The sequence below is a fragment of the Amycolatopsis sp. NPDC049868 genome (assembly GCF_044461365.1).
In the GTDB taxonomy this organism is placed as follows: domain Bacteria; phylum Actinomycetota; class Actinomycetes; order Mycobacteriales; family Pseudonocardiaceae; genus Amycolatopsis.
Genome location: NZ_JBITKV010000001.1, coordinates 881,683 through 894,382 on the forward strand (window position 1 = coordinate 881,683; position 12,700 = coordinate 894,382).

At 66.3% G+C, this 12,700-nt stretch carries 11 protein-coding genes; 2 read left to right on the forward strand and 9 right to left on the reverse strand.

The window, feature by feature from the left end; genetic code table 11:
- Window positions 1-28: 28 nt before the first annotated feature.
- Both ACIBTM_RS04345 and ACIBTM_RS04350 read right to left on the reverse strand, forming a co-directional pair.
- A complete protein-coding gene (locus ACIBTM_RS04345) occupies window positions 29-721 on the reverse strand; it encodes a uracil-DNA glycosylase (protein ID WP_395875125.1) in 693 nt (230 codons plus the stop codon).
- Entirely contained in the window at window positions 718-1,398 is a 681-nt protein-coding gene (locus ACIBTM_RS04350; protein WP_395875126.1) for an endonuclease V, read from the reverse strand. The genes ACIBTM_RS04345 and ACIBTM_RS04350 overlap by 4 nt, the downstream gene beginning before the upstream one ends.
- A 28-nt stretch (window positions 1,399-1,426) precedes the next feature.
- On the opposite strand from ACIBTM_RS04350, the gene ACIBTM_RS04355 reads away from it, so the two are divergent.
- Both ACIBTM_RS04355 and ACIBTM_RS04360 read left to right on the forward strand, forming a co-directional pair.
- Window positions 1,427-2,923 (forward strand): S10 family peptidase, encoded by a 1,497-nt coding sequence (locus ACIBTM_RS04355; RefSeq protein ID WP_395875127.1) that lies wholly within the window; start codon window positions 1,427-1,429, stop codon window positions 2,921-2,923.
- Window positions 2,924-3,270: 347 nt separating this feature from the next.
- Window positions 3,271-4,023, forward strand: a complete 753-nt coding sequence (locus ACIBTM_RS04360) for a hypothetical protein (protein ID WP_395875128.1) — start codon at window positions 3,271-3,273, stop codon at window positions 4,021-4,023.
- 97 nt (window positions 4,024-4,120) lie between these two features.
- Here ACIBTM_RS04360 and ACIBTM_RS04365 read toward each other — a convergent pair whose 3' ends face one another.
- The 7 genes from ACIBTM_RS04365 to ACIBTM_RS04395 form a co-directional block, all read right to left on the reverse strand.
- Entirely contained in the window at window positions 4,121-5,842 is a 1,722-nt protein-coding gene (locus tag ACIBTM_RS04365; protein WP_395875129.1) for a S8 family serine peptidase, read from the reverse strand.
- A 77-nt stretch (window positions 5,843-5,919) separates the two neighbouring features.
- A complete protein-coding gene (locus ACIBTM_RS04370) occupies window positions 5,920-6,918 on the reverse strand; it encodes an ABC transporter ATP-binding protein (protein WP_395875130.1) in 999 nt (332 codons plus the stop codon).
- The gene (locus tag ACIBTM_RS04375; RefSeq protein ID WP_395875131.1) at window positions 6,911-7,903 is read right to left on the reverse strand and encodes an ABC transporter ATP-binding protein; all 993 of its coding nucleotides are present in this window, start codon (window positions 7,901-7,903) and stop codon (window positions 6,911-6,913) included. Before ACIBTM_RS04375 ends, ACIBTM_RS04370 begins: the two co-directional genes overlap by 8 nt.
- 6 nt (window positions 7,904-7,909) lie before the next feature.
- Window positions 7,910-8,863 (reverse strand): ABC transporter permease, encoded by a 954-nt coding sequence (locus ACIBTM_RS04380; RefSeq protein WP_395875132.1) that lies wholly within the window; start codon window positions 8,861-8,863, stop codon window positions 7,910-7,912.
- A complete protein-coding gene (locus tag ACIBTM_RS04385; protein WP_016337270.1) occupies window positions 8,856-9,782 on the reverse strand; it encodes an ABC transporter permease in 927 nt (308 codons plus the stop codon). The genes ACIBTM_RS04380 and ACIBTM_RS04385 overlap by 8 nt, the downstream gene beginning before the upstream one ends.
- An 87-nt stretch (window positions 9,783-9,869) precedes the next feature.
- Window positions 9,870-11,489 carry an ABC transporter substrate-binding protein gene (locus tag ACIBTM_RS04390; RefSeq protein WP_395875133.1) on the reverse strand — a complete coding sequence of 540 codons (1,620 nt, stop codon included), beginning with the start codon at window positions 11,487-11,489 and terminating at the stop codon, window positions 9,870-9,872.
- A gap of 257 nt (window positions 11,490-11,746) precedes the next feature.
- Complete coding sequence (locus ACIBTM_RS04395; RefSeq protein ID WP_360960499.1) at window positions 11,747-12,700, reverse strand: Ppx/GppA phosphatase family protein; 954 nt, start codon at window positions 12,698-12,700, stop codon at window positions 11,747-11,749.

Sequence of the window (12,700 nt, forward strand, 5' to 3'; positions counted from 1 at the left end):
CCAGCGTCGCCACGGTTTCCGCACCGATTCAGTTCAGGCCGGCCGCCGAGGTCGCGGAGGCCAGGACGTCGCACACCATGTCAAGCGTCAGGCGGCCGGTCTGGACATTGCGCTGCGACACGTGGTAACAGCCGAAAAGGCGCAGGTCGCCGAGTTCCGCTTCGACTCCGTGACCGAATTTCGGGCGTGGCGCGGGCACCGGCCAGCCTGCCTCCGCGAGCACCGGCAGCAACGCCTGCCAGCCGAAGGCGCCGAGCACCACGACGGCCTTCAGTGTCGGTTTCAGCAACGTGAGCTCGGCCGCGAGCCACGATCGGCAGGTCTCCCGCTCCTCAGGTGTGGGCTTGTTGGCGGGTGGCGCGCATCTCACCGGGGAGACCATCCGGGTTCCGCGCAGCTCTAGCCCGTCACCTATACGGGTCGACGTCGGTTGCGACGCGACACCGACCCGGTGAAGGGCCTTGAAGAGAACGTCACCGGACGGGTCGCCGGTGAACAGGCGACCCGTCCGGTTCGCACCATGCGCCGAAGGGGCCAGGCCGACGATCGCCAGCGACGCGTCCGGTGGGCCGAAGCCGGGCACCGGCCGGGCCCAATAGGTCTCGCCGGCGAACGCCGCGCGTTTGACCACGGCGATCTCCTCGCGCCAGGCGACCAGCCGCGGGCAGGCACGGCAGTTCACGACCTCGGCGTCGAGTTCGGCGAGCGAACGGAACCTCATAACGCTTCCTTCAGCGTGTCGCGGGCGAGACGGTCGGCGTGCCGGGTCGTCTCCGGCTGACGGAACGACGGGCACAGCCGCAACACCTGACGGCAGGCGTTCTCCAGCGAGATCTTGTGGCCGACGGAGACGTAAACGGGCTTCACGCCGTCCTGGGTGCGCAGGACCGCGCCGACGACGTCACCCTCGTCCAGCAGGAGTGCCCGCGAGCCACGTTCGCCGCCGGGCTCGTCGTGCTCGCCGACGAACCGGGTCTTGCCGACCCCGATGGACGGCAGGCCGGTCACGACACCGACGTGACAGGCGAGCCCGAACCGGCGCGGGTGCGCCAGGCCATGCCCGTCGCAGACCAGCAGATCCGGGACGTGATCGAGCGCGCGGAGGGCGTCGAGCAGCGGAGGAAGCTCACGAAACGCGAAAAGGCCCGGTTCGTACGGGAACGAAACCCGGGAAACGACCGATCGCTTTTCCACGACGCGGAATCCGGAGGTCTCGAGGGTGACCGCCGCGGCGGCGATGAGGCCGCTGCCCTCGTCGTACGCGACGTCCAGCCCGGTGACCGTGACGATCTCTTGTGGACAGCGATCTTCGAGATCGACCAGGCCACGCAGGGTTTCCTGGATCTCGATCGCCTGCCGGAGCGTGCCCGGGCGATCATGCGCCGTGACGATGTCCACGACTACAGACTGCCAGTAAGTTGGAGGCATGCCGGACACCAATCCCGATTCGAAGGCCACCGACGAGAAGGACACCCCGTCGGTGGAAACCAAGGTCGAGCCGACCGACGACCTGGTCACCACGAAGCACACGCTCACCCTCAAGCGCAAGAAGCTCGCCTACACCGCCCAGACCGGGCGGATCGTGCTGCGGAAGGAGGTCATCACCGACGGCAAGTCCGAAGGCCACAAGGCCAAGGCCGAGGTGTTCCTGACCTCCTACACGCTCGACGACGCGGAGCCCGGCTCGCGCCCTGTCACCTTCGCGTTCAACGGTGGGCCCGGCTCGGCGAGTGTCTGGCTGCACATGGGCCTGCTCGGCCCGCGCCGCGTGCTTTCGGGCGACGTCGACGACCCGGTCGCGCCGCCCTACGGGCTGACCGACAACCAGGAAACCCTGCTGGCGCACAGCGACCTAGTGTTCATCGACCCGGTTTCGACCGGCTACTCACGCGCCGTGGACGGCGAGGCGGCCAAGGAGTACCACGGGTACACCGCCGACATCGAGTCCATCGGCGAGGTCATCCGGCTGTGGGTCTCGCGCAAACAGCGCTGGCTGTCGCCGAAGTTCCTGGCGGGCGAGTCGTACGGCACGCTCCGCGCGGCCGGGCTGGCGTCGCATCTGCAGGAACGCCACGGGATGTACTTCAACGGGCTCCTGCTGATCTCGTCCGTGCTGGACCTGGGCACGCTGCGGTTCACCGAGGGCAACGACCTGCCGTACTCGCTCTACGTGCCGACGTACGCGGCGATCGCGCACTACCACGGACTCCACGGCGACCGGCCGCTCGACGACGTCCTCGCCGACGCCGAGGACTTCGCGGCCAAGGAACTCCCCTGGGCCCTCGCACGTGGCGCACGTCTGTCCACACAGGACCGTGCCGAAGCGGTGGCGACGCTCGCTTCGCTGACCGGGCTGAGCGAGTCCTATGTGGACCGGGTCAACCTGCGGATCGAGCACGTCCGGTACTTCACCGAGCTGCTGCGGGACAAGGGCCTGGTCGTCGGGCGGATGGACGGCCGGTTCACCACCTGGGAGCCCGACGGTGGCCGCGAGCACATGAGCGACGACCCGTCGATCTCGCGGATCATGGGCGCCTACACGGGCGGGCTCAACCACTACGTGCGGGCCGAACTCGGCTACGAGAACGACCTGCCGTACGAGATCCTCTCGACGGACGTCTTCAAGGCCTGGTCGTACTCGGACTTCGAGGGTCGCTCGGTGTCCTCTGTGGACTCGCTCGCGTCGGCCATGCGGGCGAACCCGCACCTTCGGGTGCATGTCGCCTTCGGTCACTACGATGGCGCGACGCCGTACTTCGCTTCGGAGCACGTGTTGGCGCGCCTTCAGATTCCCGAGGAACTGCGGGAGAACATCGACACGGCGTACTACCCGGCCGGGCACATGATGTACGTGCACGAGGAGTCGCGGGTGCGGCAGGCGAAGGACCTGGCGAAGTTCATCAAGGCCGCTTCCGGAAAGTAGCCCTTCCACCCCCATAAGTGTCACCTCTCGGGCGCTATGAACGGTCCGTTCCTTGCAAATTTTGCAAGGAACGGACCGTTCATAGCACTCCGGCACCGAGTTCTGTCGGACCCGCCGGTCACTGTGTCAGCATGTACCTATCACGAGCTCCGCTAACGGACTCATACCTACGTCAACACAGTCGGTACGGCGTCATCCGCGTGGCGACCCTGGAGAGACTCGGGGTCACGCAAAGCACGTCGTATCGAAGATGCCAGCCTGGTGGCAGGTGGACTCACCTCCTACCAGGCATTGTCCTTCTCTCGAAGGAACAGCCGACCGCGCGGCAACGAGTAGAAGCCGCACTGATGCTCACCAATGCCCTGGGGGTCGTCACCGGCTTCGAGGCCGCGCGGCGTTACGGGCTACGACAATCCGGTCCCCACGGGACAGTCCACGTGCTCATCCCCGAACAGCACCAAGTACGAAGCGTCAAGTTCGCGATCATCGAAAGAACGATCGCGATGCCGGAACGTCGGGTGATCGAGGGCGTACCGCTGGCAGCACCGGCCCGCGCGGTTTTGGATGGCGTAAGGCGCATCAGGGACCTCGACCCGGTTCGCGCCCTGCTCATCGAAGCCATCGAGACGGGCCTCTGCACCGTCGGAGAGTTGAGCGCCGAACTCGAATCCGGCAGCAGGCGGGGAACAGCTCTCCCTCGTGCCGTGCTCCGAGAGCTCGCTGCCGATGTCAAGTCGGTCCCCGAGGCAGCATCGCTGGCGATCTGGAAGAAAGCAGGACTGCCGCCTGCCGAGCGGAACGTCAAGATCTACGACGCCTTCGGCAACTACATCGGCAAACCGGATTCGTGGTGCGATGAGCTTGGCATGGCATGGGAATTGGATTCGTACGCCTTCCACTTCGGCAGGGACGCCTATCGGAAGACCCTCCATCGCAACAATCGTTACGCGGCCGCAGGGATCATTGTCGTCCAGACCTTGCCGTCTCGGATTCGCGACGAACCGGAGAAGGTCATCGCCGAACTCCGTGCCGCTGCCGACGCAGCAGCGCGGCGCCCGAGACCCGATGTCACTGTGGTCCGCACCGATCGAGCCGCCTGATCGTCCGACCAGATCCGGCCCGGATGCTATGAACGGTCCGTTCCTTGCGAATTTTGCAAGGAACGGACCGTTCATAGCACTCTAAGGAACCGAAGGATCAGCCTCGCAGGAACTCCGAGCCCCGCGTGACGGCCGACCAGGCGTCGACGGCCCCGTGGCCGTAGAAGCCGTTGAACGAAGCGTCACCGGTGCAGGTCGCGGTGAACGACGCGTCCCGGCCTTCCTTCAGGTAGTCGACGGTCCGCGGCGTCGGGCAGGCGATGTCCGAAGCCGTGCCCTCGAGCACCCGCTGCACGGCGTCCGGGTTCATCCCGAAATCGCGCGAACCCTTGCCGTACTGCGAAACGATCAGCGCCGCGACACCGGTCGCGTGCGGCGACGCCATCGACGTCCCCTGCAGCCACTGGTAGTAGCCGACGCGGCCGTCGGCGGCGGTCGCCTTCTGGATACCGGCGGCGACACCGTCGGGCGTGAGGTTCCCGTCCGCGTCGATCATGCCTTCCGCGACGCCGACGTTGCGCGGGTACGTCGAGAGGATCAGGTTCTCGTTCGTGCGGTACCACGGGGTGCCGAAGTAATCACGGAAGTAGCCGCCGGGTGCGGACACCGAGATCTGCTCGACGCCGTAGTTCGAGTAGTCCGCCTTCGCCTGCGACGGGCCGAAGGACGAGACACCGATCGTGTGCGGGCCTTCGATGGGCAGCGAGAGGCAGCTCGCGTTGTCGATCTGCCGCGGGTGCGTGCTGTTCGAAGGGTAGTTGGGGCTCGACGCGTCGGGCTGCGGGGAGCCGAGGTCGCTGTGCTGGTTGCCCAGCGAGACGACCTGGGTGACGCCCTTGCGGTACGCGTAGTTCAGCGCACGGGTCGTCGCCTCGATGATGGTGCGCTGCTCGGCCTGCTGCTCAGCCGAGTCCGCGGGGTTCGCGGTGCAGTTGTACAGCCACGGATCCGTGAAGAAGCTCATGTTCACGACGTCCACACCGGCGTCGCCGGCGTAGGTGATCGCGTCCACGGTCGGCTGCAGGAAGAACGAGCCCGAGTCCTGCCCGGCGCGGAGGTTCACCAGCGTCACGTTCGGGGCGACACCCGAGACACCGAAACCGTTCACGGCCGCGCCGATGGTGCCGGCGACGTGCGTGCCGTGCCCGTTGTCGTCGTGGTCCACCGGGTCGACACAGCCGCGGAATTCACACGGTCCGTCGACGACGGCGCCGTTCACGTCGGTGACGATGTCCTTGGTGAAGTTCCGCGACGCCGCGCGGTCGAAGTTCGGCGCGATGTCCGGGTGGCTGCCGTCGACACCGGTGTCGATGACGCCGACCTTCACCCGCTTGTCACCCGGCTGCTTGGTGCGCGAAAGGTCCGACCGGACGGACTTGAGGCCCCAGAGCTGATCGTCGAGCGGATCCATGCCGACGGTCTTCGCTTCGACCTGCTTCTGGGCCGACGCGGCGCCGCGGCCCTCCTTCTCGACGGCACCCGGCTTGTCCTTCACCTTGCCCTGCTTCGGCGCGGTGCCGATCGCCTTCGCTTTGGCGGCACCGAAAACCGCGCGGTCCGCGGAGACCCGCTCGGCGAAACCGTTGGCGGGCGCGGTCGCGGTGATCAGGCCGACCGCGGCGTTGCTCGTCACGACGGTGCCCCCGGCGGCGCGGATCGCCCTTTCCACCGAGGCGACGCTTTGGCCTTCATGGGCCAGGACGGAGAATTCGGTCGCCGCACCGGAAAGCCGCGGCTGCGCGGAAGCCGTCGGCGCGGCCACGATTGCACCGAACAGCGGTACCGCGAGCGCGATCACGAGAGATCTTGGCTTTTTCACTTCCTGCCTCCTGAAGAAAACTATTCGTGCAAACTACGTCAGCTGTCCCTCACGTATCAACGAAGTCCCTACGAAAGTCAGGGGACGACGGTTTTCTCCTCCGCGAAATGACAGGCGGACAAATGCCCACCCGACCGGATGATCAATTCTGGTTCCTGATCGGCGCAAATGTCCTGCGCCTTCCAGCACCGCGTGCGGAACCGGCAGCCGGACGGCGGTTCCAGCGGGCTCGGCACGTCGCCTTCCAGGCGGATCACCTGCCGCTGCCCACGCAACGCCGGATCCGCGACCGGCACCGCGGACAGCAGCGCCTGCGTATACGGGTGCGAGGGATGTTCGTAGATCTCCTCTTCCGTCCCCATTTCCACGATCTTGCCGAGATACATCACCGCCACCCTCGTGGAAAGGTGACGGACAACGGACAGATCGTGTGCGATGAACACATAGGAAAGGCCGAATTCCTTCTGCAGTTCACCGAGCAGGTTCATCACCTGCGCCTGGATCGAAACGTCCAGCGCGGAAACCGGTTCGTCGCAGATGATCACCTTCGGCCGCAACGCCAGCGCCCGCGCGATCCCGATGCGCTGACGCTGCCCGCCGGAGAACTGGTGCGGATAGCGGTTGATGTGCTCGGGGTTCAATCCGACGACATCGAGCAGCTCCCGCACCTTCGCCGCCCGCGACCCCTTCGGCGCCACCTCGGTGTGGATTTCGAAGGGTTCGCCGATGATGTCGCCGACCGTCATCCTCGGGTTCAGCGAGGTGTACGGATCCTGCAGCACGATCTGGATCTCACGCCGCAGCCTCCTCAGTTCGGCACCGCGCAACGCGAAGATGTCGCGGCCTTCGAAGGTCGCGAGCCCGCCCGTGGGCTCCTCCAGCCGCATGAGAACCTGGGCCAGCGTGGACTTGCCGCAGCCGGACTCCCCCACGACACCCAGCGTTTCCCCTGGCATCAGGTCGAAGGAGACCCCGTCGACGGCCTTCACGTGCCCGATGGTGCGTTTGAAGAGGATCCCGGCCCGCACCGGGAAGTACTTCACCAGGTTCTCGACCCGCAGAATCGGCTCAGACACGGCCGCTCACCACCTCGTCGGCGAAGTGGCAGGCGCTGACCCGGCCGAAACCGAGGCCGTGCAGGGCGGGCCGTTCGGTCTCGCACCGGCTTTCCGCGCGTGGGCAGCGCGGATGGAACGGGCAGCCGGGCGGGACGTTCAGCAGGCTCGGCGGCAGGCCCTTGATGGTCTCCAGCGTCTGTCCTTTGAGGTCGAGCCGCGGCAGCGAGGCCATCAGCGCCTCGGTGTAGGGATGCCCCGGCGAGCGGAACAACTCGGTGACGTCGGCCTGTTCGACGATCCGGCCCGCGTACATCACGGCGATCCGGTCGGCGACCTCGGCGACCACCGCCAGATCGTGCGTGATCAGGATCAGTCCCATCCGCCGTTCGGCCTGGATCTCCGCCAGCAGGTCCATGATCTGGGCCTGCACGGTGACGTCGAGCGCGGTCGTCGGCTCGTCCGCGATCAGCAGATCCGGGTCGAGCGCGAGCGACATGGCGATCATCGCGCGTTGCCGCATCCCGCCCGAGAACTGGTGCGGATACTCGCGGACCCGGCGGGCGGCCGCCGGGATGCGCACGATGTCGAGCAGTTCGATCGCCCGTTTGCGCGCGTCCTTTTTGGACATACCGAGCCGGACCCGCAGCTGTTCCTCGATCTGGAATCCCACGGTGAACACGGGATTCAACGCCGACAGCGCGTCTTGGAAGATCATCGCGATCTCCCCGCCCCGCACCTCACGCCGCCGCTCTTCGGTGGCGGTGAGCAGATCCTCACCGCGGTAGCGGACCGCGCCGCCGGTGACGACGGCGGGCGGGCTGTCGAGGATACCCATCACCGTCTGCGCCGTGACACTCTTGCCGGAGCCCGATTCTCCCAGCACGGCAAGGGTTTCCCCGGCGTGCACGGAGTAGTCGACCCCGTTGAGCACGGTCGCGACGCCGTCGGAGGTGCGGAATTCGACGTGGAGGTCTTCCACTTCCAGCAGCAATTCGTCGGTCACAGCCGATCACCGGGCCTTCGGGTCGAGCGCGTCGCGGATCCCGTCACCGAGCATGACGAACGCGAGCACGGTGATGGTGACGAACCCGGCGGGGAACAACAGCATGTGCGGATTCACCCGGAAGTAGTCGCGCGCGTCGCTGATCATCACGCCCCACGAGACGACCGGCGGCCGCACACCGACACCGAGATACGCCAGCGTCGCTTCCGCGCCGATGAACGCGCCGAGCGCGATGGTCCCGTAGACCAGCACCGGCGCGACCGTGTTGGGCAGCAGATGCCGGAACACGATGCGCGGGGTGCTCGCGCCGAGACCACGCGCGGCCTTGACGTAGTCGAGTTGTTTGGCCACCAGCGTCGCCGACCGCATGATGCGCATCGCCACCGGCCAGCTCAGCGCGGCGATCGAGACGACCACCTGGACGATGATGGTGACCACGCCGGGGTTCGAGCCTGGTGCGTTGAACGTGGTCAGGATGACGATCGCGCCGAGCACGAACGGCAGCGCCGCGAAGATGTCGCCAACCCGCGAGAACAGGCTGTCGACGAGACGCCCGTAGTACCCGGCGATGATCCCGACCACCGAACCGATCAGGACCGTCAGGATCGTCGCGAAGACACCGACCAGCAGCGACGCCCGCGCGCCGTGGATGGTCCGCGCGTAGACGTCGTAACCCTGGTTGTCGTAGCCGAACCAGGCGTCCGCGGACGGTCCTTCGTTGGCGTGGAGCAGATCGCTGAACCCGGCGGGCCGGGAACTGAACAGGTCGGGCGCGATCGCGATGAGCACGACGAGCGCGATGATGACGGCGGAGATGATGAACGACGGACGTTTGCGCAACATCCGCCAGGCGTCGCCGCCGAGGCTGCGCGGTTTGTGCGCCTCTGCGGAGTCGTCGGCGACACCGGCGCTCGCGACGTCCACAGAGGACACCCCGCCGGCCACATTGGGGTCAGTCATAACGGATCCTCGGGTCGAGAACGGCGTAGAGCAGGTCGACGATGAGACTCACCAGCAGGTAGACCATCACCAGCAGGACGACGACGCCGGTGACGGTGGCGCCCTCCCGGTTCTGGATACCGCGGAAGATGAGCCCGCCGATGCCGTTGATGTTGAACACGCCTTCGGTGACGATGGCCCCGCCCATGAGCGCGCCGATGTCGGTGCCGATGAAGGTCAGCACCGGGATCACCGAGTTCCGGAGCAGGTGCACGCCGACGACCCGGCTGCGCGGCTGTCCTTTCGCGACGGCCGTGCGGACGTAGTCGGCGTGCCGGTTCTCCGCGATGCTCGTTCTGGTCAGCCGGGCTATATAGGCCATGGAAAGGCTGCCGAGCGCGATTCCGGGCACGATCAGTTCGCCGATCGTGGCGTCCTCGGAGACGCTGGCGTCGATGATGCCCAGTTCCGAACCGAGGACGATCTGCAGCACGATCGCGGTGACGAACACCGGGATCGAGATCAGGAACGTGGTGGACATCAGCACGAGGTTGTCGAGAAAACCCTTGCCGCGCAGGCCGGTCAGGATGCCCGCGGACAGGCCGATGATCGCTTCGATGGCCACCGCGATGAGGGCGAGCCGGACGGTCACCGGATAGGCGTTGCCGATCAGCTCGCCGACCGAGACACCGTTGAAGGTCTCGCCCCAGTCGCCGGTGAACAGGTTGCCGAGGTATTTGAAGTACTGGACGAAGATCGAATCGTCGAGGTTGAACTTCGCCGTCATCATCTCGATGTAGGCGGGCGGGCAGGCGACCTGACCGCATTTGCCGGCGAACGGGTCACCGGGGACCGCCCACACGAGGGCGTAGATGAGGAAAGTCGTACCGAAGAAGACCGGTATCAGTTGCAGTAGGCGTCGAAGGATGTACTGGGGCATGGGCGTGCCGTCCTGGGGATCGCGTGGTGGGAGCCGTGGGTCCGGCCGGCCGGGAGCGATGCGCTCCCGGCCGGCACGACCACGCGATTACTTCGCCGCGACCTCGATGGACGAGTAGTCCGCGAGACGACCGAAGTCGAGCTTCGCGACCTTGAGCCGGTTCGACTTGCCGCCGACACCCTTTTCTTCCCACACGGGGATCTGCGGCAGATCCTTCGCGATCAGGTCCTCGGCCTGCTGGTACAGCTTGATCGCGGCCGCCTTGTCGGCGGTCTGGTCCGCCTGGGTCAGCAGCGCGTCGACGGCCGGGTTGTTGTACGTGGAGTCGTTCGACGAACCGGTGCTCTTGTAGCGCGGGTTCAGGTAGTTCTCGATCGACGGGTAGTCGGCGGACCAGTCGGAACGGCCCATGCCGGTCAGCTGGCGGTTGTTCACGATGCTGCGCCACTGCCCGAAGTCGGTCGCCGGCACGAAGTCGCATTCGACGCCGAGGGCGTTCTTGATGCTGTTGCACGCCGCGACCAGCGGCTCCTTGCGGCCACCGTCGGCGTTCGACGCGATGGTCAGCTTGCCGGTGAAACCGGACTTCGCGAAGAACTCCTTGGCCTTCACCGGATCGAACTTGCAGAACTCGCCGCAGACACCGGGCCGGTAGCCCTCGATACCGCGCGACACGTAGCCGTCGGCGGGCGCGTAGGTGTCGTTCATGACGGTCTTGACGATCTGCTCGCGGTCGATGGCCAGCGAGATCGCCTTGCGCAGGTCGAGGTTGTTGTAACCCGGGACGTAGTACGGGAGGGCGAGCGCGCTGATGCCGAGCAGCTTCCCTTCGACCAGACGCTCACCGAGGTCGGTCTTGTACTTGCCACCGGCCTTCGCCGCGGGCGGGAGCGCCTCCATGAAGTCGAGGCGGTTGCTCAGCAGATCCTGGTACGCGGTCTCCTGGCTGGTGTAGATGCGGACTTCCAGGTCCTTGAACTTGACCTTGTCCTCGCCCTGGTACTCGTCGTAGCGCGTGAGCTTCATGTTCTGGTTGGGCGTGCGCGAAACGAACTTCAGCGGGCCGTTGCCGATGGGGGCCTTGGCGAACGCCTCCGGGTCGGCGAAGAACTTGTCCGGCAGCGGCGCGAAGGCGAGGTAACCGATCTTGGTGGCGAACACCGAGAACGGTCCCTTGAGGGTGACCTGGAACTCGTAGTCGTTCACGACCTTGAGCCCGGACATCTCCTTGACGGCGGGTTCCTTGACGCTGATCTCGTCGTAGCCCTGGATCTGCTCGAAGAACGACGCGTTCTGCATGCCGTTCTTGCCGTTCGCGCTGTAGTTCCAGGCGTCGACGAAGTTCTTGGCCTTGACCTCGGTCCCGTCGTGGAACTTCCAGCCCTTTTTGATCTTGATGTCGAAGACCTTTGAATCGGTCGTGTTGATCGATTCGGCCATCAGGTTGTACGGCTCGGCGGTGTCGGATTTGTAGCCGACCAGCGCCGAGAAGATCGGCTTGAGGGCCTTGGAGCCACCGAGCTCGTTGGTGTTGGCGGGAATCAGCGAGTTCTCCGGCTCGGTGCCGTAGACCGAAACCGACGCGTTGGCGTCGGTGGCGCCGGATCCCTTGTTCTCACTGGATCCACCACCCCCACAGGCCGTCAGCAGCAGGGCCGCCGTGGCCACCACCGCCGTCGCTCCCCAGAACCCGCGTGAAGCCCGCATGTCCCCTCCAACTCTCGTCGTCGGATAGTCCGGCGGGCGCTGGTCGCGCCCTACCGCCCAGAAGGTGAGACGACGCTATGGGACAGGTGAAGGCGATCACAGTGCGTTGGTGTTGCAAATGTGTGACGGTCTCCCGGACCACCCGGTTAGAGCACAACGTTGGTAGGAACGCGGCTGCGCCGAATGGCTCAATCCCGACTTGAGGTCACCACTTGATCACCTAAAGAAATGGCTTCACGTAAGAGAAAACCTGACTGTCAAGCCAACGACAACGCGATCCCGTCGAGGATGTCGTGCTCGGAGATCACCAGCTCGCCGGGACCACCGCGCGTGGCGAACTGCTCCGCCAGCACCTGCACGATCACCGAGCCGCCGCCGATCACATCGACCCGGCCAGGGTGGATCACCGGGTTCGCGGCGCGGGTGGCGTGGTCGGCCGTGAGGAGCGACTGCGCGACGCGGTCGATGTCGGCGTGGGAGAGCTTCGAAAGGTGCGTGCGCTCGGAGTCGTACTCCGACAGGCCCTGCGCCACGGCCGTCAGGGTCGTGACCGTCCCGGCGACGCCGATCCACGTCTTGGCGCTGGACACGTCCACGACGTCGAAGGCCTCGGTGAGCACCTTCGCGGCCAGCTCGCGGGCTTCGGCGATCTCGGCCGCGGTCGGCGGGTCCGATTTCAGCGCGCGTTCGGTGATCCGCACGCAGCCGATGTCGACCGACTTGGCCGCGATGACCTCGGCCTGACGGCCGTCCCAGGTGCCGACCACGAGTTCGGTCGAGCCGCCGCCGACGTCGACCACCACGAAGGGGCCGTCGTCGGGATCCTGCTCACCGACGGCGCCGGTGAAGGACAGGCGGGCCTCTTCGTCGCCGCTGATGACCTCGGCCTCGGTGCCGAGCACCTCGCGCGTCATCGCGAAGAACTCGTCGCGGTTGCTCGCGTCACGAGTAGCGGACGTCGCGACCATGCGGACCTTCTCCACGCCCTTGCGGCGCGCGGCGATCGTGTAGTCGGCTAGCGCCTTACGGGTGCGCTCAAGCGCCTCGGGCGCCAGCTTGCCGGTCGCGTCCACACCCTGGCCGAGGCGGACGATCCGCATCTCGCGGTGCAGGTCGCGCAGGTCGACCGTCCCGTCGTGGCGAGGGGTCAGCTCGGCGACGAGCAGGCGGATGGAGTTGGTCCCACAGTCGATCGCGGCAACACGAGGCAT